The following is a 16,046-nucleotide window of genomic DNA, read 5'->3' on the forward strand; positions in this document are numbered from 1 at the left end:
TCGTTATTATTTTTGCGCGGGCTCACGTTGGGGCGGGTAGCAGTGCTCCGATCAGCACTCCACCCAGCTGACCGCCAGGCCGCCCCGTGAAGTTTCTTTGTATTTGTCATGCATATCGGCGCCGGTATCGCGCATGGTGCGGATGACCCGGTCGAGGGAGATGAAGTGTTTGCCGTCGCCGCGCAGGGCCATCTGCGTGGCGTTGATCGCCTTGACCGCCGCAATGGCATTGCGCTCGATGCAGGGCACCTGTACCAGGCCACCGACCGGGTCGCAGGTCAGGCCGAGGTTGTGTTCCAGGCCGATTTCGGCGGCGTTTTCCAGTTGCTCCGGGGTGGCACCGAGGATATCGGCCAGGCCGGCAGCCGCCATGGCACAGGCCGAACCCACTTCGCCCTGGCAGCCGACTTCGGCGCCGGAGATGGAAGCGTTTTTCTTGCAGAGGATGCCGACGGCAGCGGCGGCCAGGAAGAAATTGACCACGTCGTCGTCAGACGCGTCGGCGTTGAATTTCATGTAGTAATGCAGCACTGCCGGGATAATTCCGGCCGCGCCGTTGGTCGGGGCGGTGACCATGCGTCCGCCGGCGGCGTTTTCTTCGTTGACGGCGAGGGCGAACAGGTTGACCCATTCCATCGCCGACAAGGTCGAGGTGATCACGTTGGGCTTGCCGATTTCCAACAGGCTGCGGTGCAGCTTCGCGGCGCGACGGGGTACATCCAGGCCACCGGGCAGGATGCCTTCATCGCGCAGGCCCTGTTCCACGCACTCGCGCATCACCGACCAGATATGCAGCAGGCCGCTGCGGATTTCTTCGTCGCTGCGCCACGCCCGTTCGTTGGCCATCATCAGTTCGGATACCCGCAGGCCGTGCTTGTTGCACAAGGCCAGCAGTTCCACCGCACTGGAAAAATCATAGGGCAATTGCACATCGCTGGTGGGCGCAATGCCTGATGCAGCTTCGGCGGCTTCGATGATGAAACCACCGCCCACCGAGTAATAGGTTTGTTCGCTCAGCAGGCCGCTGTCGCCATAGGCGTGCAAGGACATGGCGTTGGGGTGGTACGGCAGGCTTTCGTCCAGCAGCAGCAAGTCGGTGTGCCAGTTGAAAGCAATTGCCTGAGAGCCCGCCAGCAGCAATTGGCCGGACTCGCGCAGTTGCTGGATACGCGCATTGATCGAGGTGGGGTCGACGCGGTCTGGCCATTCACCCATCAAGCCCATGACACAGGCGCGGTCGGTGGCATGGCCGACACCGGTAGCGGACAGCGAGCCATACAGGCGCACTTCGACGCGACGGGTTTGGCTGAGCACATGCTGGTCGGTCAGGGCTTGGGCGAACGTCGCGGCAGCGCGCATCGGGCCGACGGTGTGGGAACTGGATGGGCCGATGCCCACCTTGAATAGATCGAAAACACTGATAGCCATGCTAAAGCCTTACAAGCAATGGAGTAGAAATCGCTGCCATGTTTTGTAGAGCAGGCGGAATTGGCGCGATACTGAGCCTCTGGCTCGGCACTGACCAACGAATTATCCTAAGACACCCTTTAGCAGGACTAAACACTATGACTCGCCCCCTCCACGGCCAGACCTATGTCTGGTTGCATGTGTTTTCCTGCGCCGCACGGCATCTGTCGTTCACCCGCTGCGCCGAAGAACTGCACATCACGCCCGGAGCGGTGAGCCAGCAAATTCGCCAACTGGAGGAGCGCCTGGGCTTTCGACTGTTTCATCGGCGTGCGCGAGGCGTTGAACTCAGCGCCGAGGGGCAGCGCCTGGCGGCCGTGGTGGGGGAGGCTTATGGCAGCATTGATGCCGAACTGCAGCGCCTGGACGCCGGGATGATCAGCGGCACCTTGCGCCTGCGTTCGATCCCCTCGTTTCTGGGCAAGTGGCTGACCCCGCGTCTGCCACGTTTTCAGCAGCGTTTTCCGGACATTCAACTGCGCATGGTCGCCGAAGACAGCAGCATCGCCCTGCATGAAGGCGACTTCGACCTGGCCATCGACCTGAACGACGGCAGCTACCCTGGCTTGTTATCCACAGCCCTGTTGGATGAACAGATATTCCCGGTGTGCGCCCCCAGCCTGTTGCGTGGCCGCCCGCCCTTGCATGGCCCGGCGGATCTGGCGCATTTCCCGCTGCTGCACGACATCACGGCCTGGCGTGGGAGTTATGAATATGCCGAGTGGGAGTTTTACCTCAATGCCATCGGCTACCACGGTGCCGACGTACGGCGCGGGCACACCTTCAACCGCAACCACCTGACCATCGAAGCCGCCATTGCCGGCATGGGCGTAGCGATTGCGCGGCGCACCTTGCTGAACGATGAGCTGGAGCGCGGCACCCTGATCGTGCCGTTCGGCCTGGCGGTGCCCAACCATAAACGCTATGTACTGCTGTATGCGCCGGGCGCGTTGAACCATCCGGGCGTGCGTGCGGTGCATGATTGGCTGGTGGAGGAAGCGGGGATTTTTCGCAGCTTGCACCCGTTGGGAGAGGAGCAATTGTGAGGAAAACAGGACGTAAGAAGTTGTAACTAACTCCCCACCCTACCAGCGTTTTTGCTCGTCGTCAGGGTTAATTTGTAATGTAGGATTTATCTTTGCAAAGGGGTTGAAATGTTTCAGCAGGTGCTCAATTGTGTAATCAAGAGGTCATGGTTTCACCACCCCGGTGTTGCAGTTTGTGACCTCTGGCGAGCTAGCTGAAATAAGGGAAGAACTATGCAAATCCAAGTCAATAGCGATAACCATATTGAAAGCAGCATCCGACTGGAGGAGTGGGTACGTACTACCATTGAGAGCACGCTCGAACGCTACGAAGAAGACCTGACCCGTGTAGAGGTCTACCTGCGAGACGAGAACGGCGACAAGCCCGGCCCTCACGATTTGAGTTGCCGTCTGGAAGCACGGCCAAAGGGCCATCAACCAGTTTCCGTGTGCCATAAAGCCGATACGCTGGAGCAAGCGATCGATGGCGCCGCAGTCAAGCTCGACCACGCACTGGAACATCTGTTTGGCAAACTGCAAGGCAAGCCGCGCGCTGCCGGTAAAAACCAGCCAATCAACAAAGTGAACGAAGACGCTTTGGAAGAGGAATTCCTGGAAAACGAAAACGCTGCTATTAACGGCTGATTGTTTTTTTATTCCCCCACTGAAAACGGGCCTGCACATGCAGGCCCGTTTTTCGTTCAGCGCTCACGCCGGAAGAAATGCCGGCTCAGCATCGCCAGCCCGCAGGCGCCCAACCCCGCAAACAACATGGCCCAGCCGGCGCCGCTGCGCAGCGCTGTTTGCGCATCCTGAACGGTCAGCCCCGGCGCATCCAGCTTGCCGGCGGCAATATGCTGGCTGAGTCTTGTCCACTCCAGTGTTGTGCTGTCAGGCAGCACGTGGGCCAGGTTGTGGCTGATCCCCAACAACAGCACCAGGCCCATCAGCGCGATATTGAGCGCGAGGGTGATCAGCCGTGCGCTGAAGTCGATGCCCGAGGCCATGCCTGCGCGGTCATTCGAGACGGAGCCGGTGGTGGTGTTGGTGGTCGGCGAATTGGTCAACGCCAGCCCGATACCGGCGATCACGCAACTGAGCAGCACCAGCGCGGTGCTGGGTTGTCCGGCGTAATTAACGGCGGCCATCCCCATGAACCCTGCGCCCATTGTCCCCAGGCCCAAGGGAATGATGCGTTCGGCGCCAAAGCGCAGGGCCAGGCGTTCGGCCAGCGGCGGCACCAGCAAAGTGGGCAAGGTGTAGGCGAGCAAGGCGGCGCCGGTGGTCAGCGTGTCGTAACCCAGGCCTGCCTGGAAGTACAACGGCAGGTAAATCATGAACGGCCAGAAGCTGAAGTTCATGCCGATCGAGCCCATCAACGCGCCATTGAAGCGTTGGATGCGGAACACCGAGAAGTCGAACATCGGATGGGCGCTGCGCCGCTCAATCAAGATAAACAGCAGCAGCCCGAAGACCGCCAGGCCGGCCCAGCCGAGCATCGCCGGCGCGCCAAAGCCGATTTCGCTGCCCTGGGTGATGAAATAAACCAGCGCAAACACCGTGAGTGTCATGGTCAGCATGCCGGCGATGTCGAGGCGATGGTTGGCCGGGTCGCGGGATTCCTGCACGCTGATGTGCAACAACGCCAAGGTGAACAGGGTCAGCGGTACATGCACCAGGAACACCCAGCGCCAGTCCGCCACGGCCAGGATCAAGGCTCCCACCATCGGTCCGAAACCCAGGCCCACGCCAGCGATCACGCCCCATATCGCAAAGGCCCGCGCACGCGTTGCCGGTTCGCGGAACTGATGGGACAAGATCGCGAACTGGCAAATCATCATGGCCCCGGCCCCAATGCCCTGGACGAACCGCGCCGCGATCAGTGTCGGCGCATCGTTGGCCAAGCCACAGGCCAGTGAGGCCAGGGCGAATACCCACAGACACACCACCAGCACACGCCGACGACCGAAGCGATCCGCCAGGGTCCCCGCCGCCATCAGCACGCTGGTGCAGGCCAGGGTGTAGGCATTCATGATCCATTGGGCGTCTTGAAAGCCCGTGCCCAGTTCCTGTTCCAGCGTCGGCAGGATGACCGGCACGCTGGAGATTTCCAGGCCGAACATCAGGGCCACCAGGCAGACGGCGGTGAGGGCCAGGCCGTTCCTGGCGGTGCGCGGGGGAGTGAGGGCCGAGAGTGCGGCGGCGCGGGACATACGACATTCCTTTCGAAAGCGGGAGGGGCTATTCTCTCGGGAATCAGGTTCTTTATTGGCGATAACTTTTCCTTGGACAAGGGAATACAAGGCGACAATTAAGCATGGCTACCCCACGTTTTGATGGTGTCGAACTCTTTCTGCAGATTGTTGAAAGCGGCAACCTCACCGAAGCCGCCGAGCGCCTGAACCTCACGCGTTCAGCGGTGGGCAAGGGCCTGGCGCGTCTGGAAGCGCGTTTGGGTACTTGCCTGTTACAGCGTTCCACCCGGCGCCAGCGGTTGACTGAGGATGGCCAGGCGTACTACGAGCATTGCTTGCGCGCATTGGCGGAGCTGGAAGCGGCAGAGTCCGTGCTGGAAAGCGGCCGTCAGCAACCCCGCGGGCGTTTGCGAGTGAGCGTGCCCCTGGCGTTTGGTCATCACTATGCCGCGCCGGCGTTATGGGCTTTGCTGGATCGTTATCCGGAACTGGAAATCGACATTTGTTTTTCCGACCGCATGATCGACTTGGTGCAGGAAGGCTTCGATATGGCCGTGCGCATCGGCCCGTTGCCGGACACCGACCGCCTGAGTGCCCGCCGCTTGGGTCAGCAGGCCATGGGGCTGGCGGCGTCACCGGGGTATTTGCAGCGCAAGGGTGCTATTGGCAGTATCGAAGACCTGGCCGCTCATCGTGGCATTGCCTACCGCAGCAACACCGCGCAGCGCTCGCGCCTGGCTTCGCCCTTGATCGTGGACGACCTCCAGGCGGTAGCCGATGCCGCTATCGCGGGCGTAGGTCTGGCCTGGTTGCCGAGTTGGTTGATTGCCCACTATGCGCTGCGCGGGCAGTTGCAGGCCGTGCTGCCCAGCTACCGTGAGCAACCTGCGCCGATCCATGTGATCTGGCCGACGGCGGCGCATATGCCGGCCAAGACGCGGTGTGCCATTGACGCGTTGGTGGCCGCCACCCCGAGTTGCCTGGCGGGTAGCTAGCCCCATTCAATCCTAAACACACCGACAATCAACTGTGGGAGGTGTTGCAGTCTGCAGGTTGCAGTCAGAACGCGATAGAGGTTTGCACATACACCGTGCGCGGCTCACCCACGTACTTGCCCTTGTTGTTGTCGTCGAACGAGCGGGTGTAGTACTGCTTGTTGAAGATGTTCTTCACCCCCACCGCCACATTCAGATCCGACAACTGCGGGCCGAAGTCATAGGCTGCGCGGCTGCTGAACAGCATGTAGCCGGGGATGCGGCCATTGGCACCGTCGGCGCTTTCGGCCTGGGTGTTGGCGTTGTCGGCGAACTGGCTGCTCTGGTAGCTGCTGTCCACATTCAGCTTCCACGGGCCTTCGGTGTAACCCACGCCCAGGGTGCCTTTGTGCTTGGACGAGAAGGGCACGCGGTTGCCTTTGTTCGGGCCGTCTTCGCGGATGGTCGCGTCCACATAGGCGTAAGTGGCGTACACATCGAAACCGGCCAGCGCCGGGCTAAGGCCGTCGAGCGCATAGTTGAAGCTCGACTCGATGCCCTGGTGACGGGTTTCACCGCGGGCGATCACCGTGTCGTTGGTCTGGTTGCTGTCGTACTGGTTGTCGAAGTTAATCAGGAACGCGCCGATTTCTGCACGCAGATTGCCGTTGTCATAGCGCGTGCCGAGTTCCCACGTGCGGGCTTTTTCCGGTTTCACTTCGCCGCTGTTCACGCGGTTGGGCATCTGGCTGTACTGCACGCTGCCGAACGAGCCTTCGGTGTTGGCGTAGAGATTCCAGTCATCGGTGAGGTGATAGAGCACGTTCAGCGCCGGCAGTGCGGTGTTGTAGTCGCCCTTGTATTTGACGTTGCTCAGGTTGTTGGTCTGCTGGGACTCGATCATCTCGTAGCGTACGCCCGGAGTGATGGTCCACTTGCCGATATCAATGCGGTCGTCGATAAAGAACGCGTTGGCCTCGGTGCCGCCACGGGTGTCGCGGTCGTTGCGACTGTTGGTGGTGGGGATTTGCTGGTTGGCGGCAATCGGCGTGCGGTAGCGCAACTCGTGACCGGCTTCATTGATGTAGCGGTAGCCGACGCCCACTTCGTGGCTGGTGGGGCCAAGGTCGAAGCTTTGGGCGAAACGGGTTTCCAGGCCGCGTACCCAGTATTCGCGTGGCGACAGCGACAGGAAACTGCCCTGGTCCAGGTAACCGCTGCGCAGGGTCTTGGTGAAGAAACTGTTGACCGTGAATTCGCGGCGGTCCTGCTCGTAGCGGTAGCCGACGTTGAACATCGTGCGGCGGCCCCAGAACTTGTCGTAGGGCCGAGTGGACTGATACGGGTCGGCCTTGTAGTCCTTGACGTTCAAACCACCGGGCATGTCGGCCTGGCCTTCGTAGTACTGTGCCATGGCGTTGAAGCTGTTGGCGTCGTCCAGTTGGTATTTGCCCTTGAGGATCAGGTCATCGATGCGCGTGTTGCTGTTTTCGCGCCAGTCGCCGCCGCGGGTGCCGGAGTACAGCAGCGCACCCCCCAAGCCATTGTCGGCAGTGCCGCCGGCCAGCAAGTTGCCGGTGGTCTTGAAGCCGTCGTGGCTGGAGGAGGGGCTGGTCTCGGTCTGCAAGCCGCCCTTGACCGTGGGCGCATCCGGGATGGCACGGGTGACGAAGTTGACGATGCCACCGACGTTTTGCGGGCCATAGCGCACCGCACCGCCGCCGCGTACCACGTCCACCGCGTCCATATTGCCCATGCTGATCGGCGCAAAGGAGAGTTGCGGCTGGCCGTAAGGCGCGAAGGGCACCGGGATGCCATCCATCAGCACGGTGGAGCGCGACGCCAGGCGCGGGTTGAGCCCGCGAATGCCGAAGTTCAGCGCCATGTCGTGGCTACCGGTGCCGTTGTTGTCCGGGGCGTTGACGCCAGGGATACGGTTGAGCACATCGCGAGCCTGAGTGGCGCCCTGGCGTTCGAATTCTTCGCGGCGGATCACATCACGGGCGCCGGGGTGCTCGAACACATTGGTTTGCGCCGCGTCACCGAGCCAGTCGCCGACCACGTTGGAGGTCTGCAGCTCAAGGGTCGCAGGGGCGCCAGCCGGTTGCAGGCTGTAAGCGTTGTCACCCTCGGCGCGGGCTTGCAGGCCGGTGCCTTCCAGTAGTTTTTGCAAGCCCTCGGCAGCGCTGTAGCTGCCCGACAACCCAGGGCTTTGCATCCCGGCCGTCACGGCGGAACCGAAGGACACCAACACGCCGGCTTCGCGACCGAATTGATTCAGGGCCGCTTCCAGGGTAGTAGGTGCGATGTGGTACGCCTTGGCGTCGGCTGCCATCACCGCCGGCAGTGTGGTCAGGCTGAGGCTGGCACCGAGCAGGAGTTGGCGCAGTGTACGGGCGAGAAGCGTCGGGTGCTGGGGCATGAAGGGCGGTCCTGAGAAGGAAGGATCAAGGTGGCTTTCCTTCTCTGTCACGCCAGGTGCGGAAAACGGCTCACACAAAAGTAAAATAAATTCAGACCCGTGCCTGCACGGTCACCCAATAACGCGTAAAGCGCCGCACTTTCACCGGCAGGCTGATTTCCAGTAGGTCGAGGATGCGTTCGCTGTCGTCCAGCGGGTAGCTGCCGGACAGCAGCAGGTTGGCGACGTGTGGATCGCACTGGAGCTGGCCGCGACGGTAGCGTCCCAGTTCATTGAGGAAGTCTTCGAGGCGCATGTGTGCGGCCACCAGCATGCCGTCGGCCCAGGCGCCGCTGTTGGCGTCGGTGGGGCGTGGGGTGTCCCAGCCTTTGCGGGTGAAATTGACCTGGTGCGCGGCATCGACCCTCAGCGCCAAGCCGTTGTAGCGGTTGGGCATCACCTCGACCTGGCCGGCCAGTACCGCCAGTTGGGTGTGGTCGTTGAACTGGCGCACAGTCAAGCGCGCAGCCTGGCTGCTGAGCAGGCCCTGGCCGGTCAGCACGTGCAACGGCGTCTGGCCTGCACGGGCGGTGAGCAGGATTTCACCTTCAAGCAAGCGCACCAGGCGCTGTTGGCCGTCGAAATGCACATCCACCGCGCTGCCGGTGTTGAGCTGCAACTGGCTGCCGTCGGCCAGTTGTACTGTGCGGCGCTGGCCCACCGGGCTGCGATAGTCAGCCGTCAGCGGCGGCAGGATATGTTGCTGGCGCAGGCTCCAGGCGGCGGCCGAACCGGCACCCACAATCAACAGTAATTTAAGCGCCTGACGCCGGCTGCGGGAGGTAGGCGCGTTCAACGCCGCGTGGGCCAGGGGGGAGGGCACGCCGCGCAGGCGTTGGTTGACGCTCTGGATCTGCTCCCACGCGCGTTGGTGTTCGCTGTGGGCATTCAACCATTGCTGCCAGGCCGCCTGCTGGCGTGGGTTGAGCGTGCCTTGCTGCATTTCCAGCAACCAGTGCACGGCTTGTTCGGCGACTTGGCTGGAGACGTTCATAGGGCGAAGTAGCAGCGCATGGCCGCTTTGGTCAGGTGGCGTTTGACGGTGGCGATGGAGATGCCCAGTTGCGCGCCGATTTGCGCGTAGGTCAGGCCGTCGAGTTGGGCCAGCAGGAAAGCGCGTTTGACCTGCTTGGGCAAGCCGTCGAGCAGTTGGTCCAGTTCCAGCAGGGTTTGCAGGATGATTGCGCGGTCTTCTTCCGACGGTGCCACGTGTTCGGGCATCTGCGCCAAGGCCTCGAGGTAGGCGCGCTCCAGGTCCTGGCGGCGGTAGAAGTTGAACAGCACGCGCTTGGCCACGGTGGTGAGGAAGGCGCGCGGCTCGATCAGCGTTGGCGCTTCCCGGGCACTGAGCACGCGGATAAAGGTGTCCTGAGCCAGGTCGGCGGCGTTTTCCGGGCAGCCGAGCTTGCGTCGCAACCAGCCGGTGAGCCAGTGGTGATGGTCGTTGTACAACACTTCGACGGGGTTGGACGGCTGCAACGCGATCACTCCGCAAGCATTCGACATGCTTTAGAGAACAAGAATTGTTCGCATTGTAGGGGGCGTGACAAGGTTCGGCAATCGGCCAAGGCAGGTGATTCATCCGTTCTCTTTTGCTTATGAGAATATTTATCATTAATATTGCGCGCTGATGAACCAGGCGCCTGCCGCATGAAAAGCAAAACCTCATTGCCCGTTTCCTACCGCCTCGCCGTCACCTCGCGCGTGCTGGCGGCGGTGATTGGCGGTTATCTGATGGCCTCCCTGGCCGCCATCTGCCTGGCGCTCTGGCTGCCCACCTCCCGTGCCGATGCGGTGGTCACCGGCATGATGAGTTCCTTTGTGTTCTACCTGCTGGCGGTGCTCTGGTGTTTTGCCTGCCGCACGGCATGGCGCGCCTGGGCAGGGGTGATGGTGCCGAGCGCACTCTTGGCCTCCCTGGCCGGCATCGGTTTCTGGATGGCTCGCACATGAAAGAGGGCTTTCGCCAGGCCATGGCCTGGCTGCACACCTGGGCAGGCTTGATCTTCGGCTGGCTGCTGTTCGCGATTTTCCTGACCGGCACCCTGGCCTATTTCAAAGATGAAATAACCCACTGGATGCAGCCCGAAGTGCAGGCCCATCCCCTGGACGATGGGCGCAGCCTCGCCGTCGCACAAAACTACCTGCAACAGCAGGCGCCTACCGCCGCACGCTGGTTCATTACCTTGCCGAACCGCCGCGACCCCGGTTTGTCGGTGATGTGGCAAGACAAGCTCGAACCCGGCAAGCGCGGTACCTTCATCCAGAAAGTCCTCGACCCCGTCACCGGCCAACCGGTGCAGGTCCGCGACAGCAAGGACGGCGAGTTCTTCTATCGTTTCCACTTCCAACTGCAAATGCCTTACCCGTGGGGCCGCTGGCTGTCGACCATCGCCGCCATGGTGATGTTCGTCGCGCTGATCACCGGCATCATCACCCACAAGAAAATCTTCAAGGACTTCTTCACCTTCCGCCCGCGCAAAGGCCAGCGCTCCTGGCTGGACGGGCACAACGCGGTGGGTGTGTTGGTGCTGCCGTTTCACCTGATGATCACCTACAGCAGCCTGGTGATTTTCATGAGCATGGTCATGCCTGCGCCCATCGTGGCGTCCTACGGCGACGACAGCCGGGCGTTTTTCAGTGAGCTGTTCCCCGCTACCGACAATGCGCCGGCCCTCGGCCAGCCGGGCAAACTGCTGCCGTTGATGCCGATGTACCAGCAGGCGCGGGAACAGTGGGCGGGCGGGCATGTGGGGCGTGTGGCGGTCAACAACCCCGGCGATGTCAACGCGTCGGTCAACGTGTCGCGCGCTGGCTCCGACAGCGTGGTGCATGCCTCCGGCAGTACGTTGTCGTTCAACGGCACCACCGGCGAGCTGTTGCGAGGCAGTGCCGAGCCGTCATTGGCGACGGCCATCGGTGGCAGTTTCTACGGTTTGCACATGGGCCATTTCGCCGGCCCGGTGCTGCGCTGGCTGTACTTTATCTGCGGCTTGGCGGGCACGGCGATGATCGGCACAGGCTTGGTGATCTGGCTGGGCAAGCGCCAGCTCAAGCATGCCAAGGCCTCGGTGATGCCCTTTGAACTGCGGTTGGTAGAAGTGCTGAATATTGCCAGCATGTCTGGCTTGATGATCGCCATCGCGGCGTTTTTCTGGGCTAACCGCCTGCTGCCGGTGAGCTTCACCGCGCGTTCCGACTGGGAAGTGCAGGCGTTCTTTATCGCCTGGGCCCTGAGCCTGTTGCACGCCTTGCTGCGGCGCGGTCGCCAGGGCTGGGTCGAGCAACTGAGCTTCGGCGCGCTGTTGTTTGCCGCCATTCCATTGCTCAACGCCATCACCACCTCGCATCACTTGGGTGTCTCTGTGCCAAGCGGCGACTGGGCGATGGCCGGCTTCGACCTCACCTGCCTGGCCAGTGGCGCGTTCCTCGCCTGGGCAGCCTGGAAGATGCACCACCGCAGCGCGCCGCTACCCAAGGCTGAGCGTGCCCGCGGGTTAACACTCAAGCAGCAGGCCAACTGATGCTTCTAGCGCTATTGATGTGCTACGCCGGGTTCATGGCACTGTGCTTGTCCACCGACCGTCACCACGGCGAATTGCTGCACAGCAAACCCACAGCCATTCGGCGCCTGGGGTTGCGGGTGGGCGGTTGGTTGTTGCTGGGCGTGTCGATCTGGCCCTCGGTGCTGGGCGCCGGTTGGAGTCAGGGCCTGGTGGAGTGGTGCGCGGTGTTGATGCTCAGCGCCTTGCTGCTGGTGTTGCTGTTGCCGTATCGGCCAAGGCTGGCCTTGATCCTGGCGGGGCTCGCCCTGTTGGCCAGCCCTGTTGCGGCGTTCGCTCTCTCTTGAGCCGGCCATGAGGAGCCATCGACCGCAATCTCCTCAGGACACTCCGCACGCGGATGCAGCGGGGGGACGCGCGCATTTCCTGCAGGTGTTTTTGTCCCAGCGCTCGCAAATGGAGGCGTTGGTCAGCCGCCGTGTGGGTTGCCGCGCCACGGCAGCCGACCTGGTGCAGGATTTGTTCCTGCGCTTCTGGCGTCGCCCGCTGGTGCAGGTCGAAGAATTGAGCACCTACCTGCTGCGCTGCGCCGGCAACATCGCCATCGACCACCTGCGCAGCGAAGGCGCGCGAGCACGCAGCAGCGAAGGCTGGCTGCCGGAACAATCTGACCACCAAGGCTGCGAACCCCAGGCAGCGTTGGAGGCGGGCAATGATCTGCGCCATGTGGAAGCCGCCTTGCGCAGCTTGCCCGAGCGCACCCGCCAGATTTTCCTGCTTAACCGCATCCACGGCCGCAAGTACGCCGAAATCGCCAAGGCCATGGGCCTGTCCCAAAGCGCCGTGGAAAAACATATGATGCGCGCCCTCGAAGCCTGCAAGGCCAGCCTTCGCGAACCACCGCCTCCACGCATGCCAGGGAAAGCCCCGTGAACCTCACGCCCACGCCCGCCCAGGAACAGGCCGCACTCGATTGGTTGTGCCTGCTGCATGACCAGCCCAGCAGCGGCGACCAGGCCACGTTCAGCCGCTGGTTACGTGCAGATCCCGCACACGTCGAGGCCTACTCCCAAGCCCAGGTGCTCTGGGAATTAAGCGAAGTACCGGCGCGCCAACTGGCCGATGAGGACGCGCTCGCCTTGCAGCGCTACCTCAATACGATCAACGCCTCCAAACGCTCCCGGGTAGCGCGTTGGTCTGGTGCCTTGGCCGTCGCCGCCTGCCTGCTGCTGATGGTGTCGATGGGCGCCGGTTGGCAGCCGTCACGCTGGGTCGATGAGTGGGGCGCCGATTATGTGACGGCGCCGGGTGAGGTAAAGACCTTCACCCTGGCCGATCAATCCAAGGTCACCCTCGACGCCGACAGCGCCATCTCTGTAGATTTCAGCCAGGGCGAACGGCACATCCAATTGCGCCGTGGTGCAGGTTTTTTCAGTGTGACCCACACCGGCCAACCCTTCGTGGTGGAGGCGAACGGCGGTGAAACGCGAGTACTGGGAACGCAGTTTGAAGTGCGCCTGCAACCTGACGGCGCCGAGGTCACCGTGCTGTCCGGCCGTGTGGGTGTGACGCCCTCGAAACAGGGCCAGCAACAGGTGCTGACAGCGGGCCAGCAAGTGGCCTATGCCGATGGTATTGCCGACCCTTTGCATGGGGTCGACAGCGCCTCACGCCTGGCTTGGCGCGAAGGTTGGCTCAACTACTACAGGGCACCCCTGGCCGATGTGGTCCAGGACCTGAGGCGTTATTACCCCGGCCGAATTCTTCTGCTTAACGAAAACATGGCCGCCAAACGCGTCAGCGGCAGCTTTCCGAGCCAGGACCCCGTAGCGGTCTTGAACGCCTTGCAAGCGGTGTTGGGCTTTGAACAGCACACCTTGTTGGGCCGAATGATTGTGGTGCGCTAGGCCCGCAGCGCCTTCATCGAACCTTCATCGCAATCGCCACAACCTGTCACCAAACGGTTACACGTGCCGTGGATCATCCCTGGGTTCCTGAACAAGTGGTCAGGAAGCTCGCATCTGCCCCATACAACACAACAATGTCAGTAAGGGATCTACACGTGAACCACAACACTCTTTATGCCCTGCTCCTCGCATCGGGCCTGGGCGGCTTTGCGCCGCTGGTTTTGGCCAATGATGCCCAGGATGTAGGCTCGGTGAACATCGCCGGCAAGCAAACCCTTGGCAGCGGTCACATGATTCTCGAAGAAAGTGCCAAGGCACGCTCGACGGTGACCAAGCAAGCCATGGACGAAATGTCGGCCACCGCCAACGCCATCGACAAGCTCAAGTACACGCCGGGCATCAACGTTTCCAGTGATGACGCCAGCGGCACCAGTGGCACCAGTTTTACCATGCGGGGCATGAGTTCCGACCAGGTCGGCGTCTCGGTGGACGGCGTGCCGATCAACGATTCGGGCAACTACAGTGTGTACTCCAACCAGTTGGGCGACCCGGAAAACCTGGCCGAAGTGTTCGCCACCCAAGGTTCCTCCGAGGCGGACGGCCCGCACATCGGCTCCAGCGGCGGCAACATTGGCATGATCACCATTCGCCCGACCAAGGACGCCGGGGTTTTCGCCAAACAGATCGTCGGTGCCAACGCCCTGCGCAAGACCTTCGTGCGAGCGAACACCGGGGATGTGGGGGGCCTGAAAACCTGGGTGTCGGCATCCCACCTGGAAGGTGACAAATGGCGCGGCAAGGGCACTCTGCGCAGCGACAAGATCGAGTGGAGCAGCCTGTTCGAAGGGGATAACGGCAACTCCACATTGGCCACGATCAAGTACAACAAGCAGGAAAACTACAACTACAACAGCCTTAGCAAGGCGCAGTTCGACACCGAAGGACGGCGTAAGGATTACGCGCAAAGCCCGGTGTACAAGGCTGGTTTGCTGTCGGCGTCCTACAAGCTAAACCGCAACCCGTTCGAAAGCGTCAACGCCACGCTGACCCAGCGCTGGCAACTGCAGGACAATTTGTCGCTGACGCTCACGCCGTATTACTACTGGGCCAACGGTGGCAGCTTCAGCGGCCAGACGGCTTCCAACCTGGGGCCAAAGTCCGACAAGGCCGGCAACTACGACCTGAGTAACCTGCAATCGGCCAACTATTACCGCCCTTCGTGGACCGAAACCTGGCGCCCTGGCTTCACGGCGAAAATGAAGTGGGACATCAACGAAGAACACAGCCTGGACTATGGCTACTGGTACGAACGCGCACGCCAGCGCCAGACCCAGCCCTTTATCGGCATTAACAACGAAGGTGCCCCCGACGATGTGTGGGGCGACTACAACAGCGGCGGCCAGGTGGTCGACAAAAACGGCGCTACGGTCCAGGGCCGCCACTACTACACCGTCACTCCCGCGCAGAAGCTCTGGGTACAGGACAACTGGCAAGCCACACCGGACCTGAGTTTTGTTGGCGGCGTGGCCTACCAATATGTCGAGCGTGACGGCAACAACCTCGGCAGCCTGTACGACACACCGGAGAAGCGTAACACCCGCTACCACCAGTTCCTGCCCAACTTCAGCGCCAAGTACCAGGTCGATGAAAGCAACCAGGCGTTCTACAACGTCACCCGCAATATGCGCACGCCGCCCAACTACGTGCTGTACAACAAGGGCGACTCCGTCAGCCTCAAGTCCGAGTTGAGCTGGAACCAGGAACTGGGCTGGCGCTACACCGAAGACGATATGGCCTTGAGTGCGACCCTGTTCTACATCAGCTTCAAGGATCGCCAGGTCTCGACCACCGACGCCAGCGGTGACTACATGGTGCTCAACGTCGGCACTGTCGATAACAAAGGCCTGGAGCTGGAATGGAGCGGCCTGTTGCCGCACAACTTCAATTACTACGCGTCCTATACCTACACCCAGTCTGAGCAGAAGGACGATCTGCTCAGCAAGAACGTGCTGCTACCAACCTCGGGCAAGCAATTGGCCAACGTGCCGGAAAACATGTTCAACCTGGTGTTCGGGTATGACGATTCGCGGTTCTACGGCAACATTGCAGGCAAATATGTCGGCAGTTTCTATGGCGATTTGACCAACAAGGAGAAGATCGAAGGCCGTACGGTGTTTGACCTGAATGCGGGTATTTATTTGCCGGTGGATAAGAAGGTCATCAAGTCGGCGGCACTGCGGTTTTCGATGCTCAACGTGTTCGACAAGGAGTACTTGAGCTCGGCGCGTACGGTGGCGTTCAACTCGGCGCCGGTGAACGGGTTGGGGGCGAGCACGGCGTATTACAACGTGGGTGAGGAGCGCACGGCGATGGTGTCGCTGGAAGCCAACTTCTAAACCCACCCGCAAGCCCAATGTGCAGAGCTGACTTGTGTGGGAGCTGGCTTGCCTGCGATAGCGGTGTGTCAGTCACAGGTATTGAACCTGTTACACCGCCATCGCAGGCAAGCCAGCT

Annotated in this window: 14 protein-coding genes; 9 read left to right on the forward strand and 5 right to left on the reverse strand. The window is 61.6% G+C overall.

Annotated features, from left to right (window positions below; genetic code table 11):
* Nucleotides 1-51: 51 nt before the first annotated feature.
* Nucleotides 52-1,428: an L-serine ammonia-lyase gene (locus AB4P90_RS06090; protein WP_019817648.1), complete on the reverse strand. Its 1,377-nt coding sequence runs from the start codon at nucleotides 1,426-1,428 to the stop codon at nucleotides 52-54.
* A gap of 137 nt (nucleotides 1,429-1,565) precedes the next feature.
* Between AB4P90_RS06090 and AB4P90_RS06095 the strand changes: the two genes are divergently transcribed.
* Both AB4P90_RS06095 and AB4P90_RS06100 read left to right on the forward strand, forming a co-directional pair.
* Nucleotides 1,566-2,513 (forward strand): LysR substrate-binding domain-containing protein, encoded by a 948-nt coding sequence (locus AB4P90_RS06095; protein WP_014717056.1) that lies wholly within the window; start codon nucleotides 1,566-1,568, stop codon nucleotides 2,511-2,513.
* 213 nt (nucleotides 2,514-2,726) lie between these two features.
* Complete coding sequence (locus AB4P90_RS06100) at nucleotides 2,727-3,137, forward strand: HPF/RaiA family ribosome-associated protein (RefSeq protein WP_003188815.1); 411 nt, start codon at nucleotides 2,727-2,729, stop codon at nucleotides 3,135-3,137.
* A gap of 56 nt (nucleotides 3,138-3,193) precedes the next feature.
* Here the strand turns inward: AB4P90_RS06100 and AB4P90_RS06105 are convergent, their stop codons facing one another.
* Nucleotides 3,194-4,705 carry an MFS transporter gene (locus AB4P90_RS06105; protein WP_014717057.1) on the reverse strand — a complete coding sequence of 504 codons (1,512 nt, stop codon included), beginning with the start codon at nucleotides 4,703-4,705 and terminating at the stop codon, nucleotides 3,194-3,196.
* Between the two features lie 104 nt (nucleotides 4,706-4,809).
* Here AB4P90_RS06105 and AB4P90_RS06110 point away from each other — a divergent pair, with 104 nt between their 5' ends.
* On the forward strand, nucleotides 4,810-5,682 hold the full coding sequence (locus AB4P90_RS06110; RefSeq protein WP_130174670.1) for a LysR family transcriptional regulator: 873 nt from the start codon (nucleotides 4,810-4,812) through the stop codon (nucleotides 5,680-5,682).
* Nucleotides 5,683-5,746: 64 nt separating this feature from the next.
* On the opposite strand, the gene fecA is transcribed toward AB4P90_RS06110, so the two are convergent.
* The 3 genes from fecA to AB4P90_RS06125 form a co-directional block, all read right to left on the reverse strand.
* Entirely contained in the window at nucleotides 5,747-8,083 is a 2,337-nt protein-coding gene (gene fecA / locus AB4P90_RS06115) for a TonB-dependent Fe(3+) dicitrate receptor FecA (RefSeq protein WP_395605742.1), read from the reverse strand.
* 91 nt (nucleotides 8,084-8,174) lie between these two features.
* Nucleotides 8,175-9,116: a FecR domain-containing protein gene (locus AB4P90_RS06120; protein WP_032903318.1), complete on the reverse strand. Its 942-nt coding sequence runs from the start codon at nucleotides 9,114-9,116 to the stop codon at nucleotides 8,175-8,177.
* On the reverse strand, nucleotides 9,113-9,601 hold the full coding sequence (locus AB4P90_RS06125) for a sigma-70 family RNA polymerase sigma factor (RefSeq protein ID WP_014717061.1): 489 nt from the start codon (nucleotides 9,599-9,601) through the stop codon (nucleotides 9,113-9,115). The genes AB4P90_RS06120 and AB4P90_RS06125 overlap by 4 nt, the downstream gene beginning before the upstream one ends.
* 171 nt (nucleotides 9,602-9,772) lie before the next feature.
* Between AB4P90_RS06125 and AB4P90_RS06130 the strand changes: the two genes are divergently transcribed.
* The 6 genes from AB4P90_RS06130 (at nucleotide 9,773) to AB4P90_RS06155 (ending at nucleotide 15,928) form a co-directional block, all read left to right on the forward strand.
* The gene (locus AB4P90_RS06130; RefSeq protein ID WP_395605743.1) at nucleotides 9,773-10,075 is read left to right on the forward strand and encodes a DUF3649 domain-containing protein; all 303 of its coding nucleotides are present in this window, start codon (nucleotides 9,773-9,775) and stop codon (nucleotides 10,073-10,075) included.
* Nucleotides 10,072-11,646 (forward strand): PepSY-associated TM helix domain-containing protein, encoded by a 1,575-nt coding sequence (locus AB4P90_RS06135; RefSeq protein WP_395605744.1) that lies wholly within the window; start codon nucleotides 10,072-10,074, stop codon nucleotides 11,644-11,646. The genes AB4P90_RS06130 and AB4P90_RS06135 overlap by 4 nt, the downstream gene beginning before the upstream one ends.
* Nucleotides 11,646-11,972, forward strand: a complete 327-nt coding sequence (locus tag AB4P90_RS06140; protein ID WP_019817655.1) for a DUF3325 domain-containing protein — start codon at nucleotides 11,646-11,648, stop codon at nucleotides 11,970-11,972. The genes AB4P90_RS06135 and AB4P90_RS06140 overlap by 1 nt, the downstream gene beginning before the upstream one ends.
* Nucleotides 11,973-11,979: 7 nt before the next feature.
* Complete coding sequence (locus AB4P90_RS06145; RefSeq protein WP_014717065.1) at nucleotides 11,980-12,558, forward strand: RNA polymerase sigma factor; 579 nt, start codon at nucleotides 11,980-11,982, stop codon at nucleotides 12,556-12,558.
* Complete coding sequence (locus tag AB4P90_RS06150; protein WP_395605745.1) at nucleotides 12,555-13,532, forward strand: FecR family protein; 978 nt, start codon at nucleotides 12,555-12,557, stop codon at nucleotides 13,530-13,532. Before AB4P90_RS06145 ends, AB4P90_RS06150 begins: the two co-directional genes overlap by 4 nt.
* 155 nt (nucleotides 13,533-13,687) lie before the next feature.
* Complete coding sequence (locus AB4P90_RS06155; protein WP_003188833.1) at nucleotides 13,688-15,928, forward strand: TonB-dependent receptor; 2,241 nt, start codon at nucleotides 13,688-13,690, stop codon at nucleotides 15,926-15,928.
* The last annotated feature ends 118 nt before the right edge of the window (nucleotides 15,929-16,046 follow it).

The organism is Pseudomonas sp. B16120, assembly GCF_044218845.1.
Taxonomy (GTDB): domain Bacteria; phylum Pseudomonadota; class Gammaproteobacteria; order Pseudomonadales; family Pseudomonadaceae; genus Aquipseudomonas; species Aquipseudomonas paracarnis.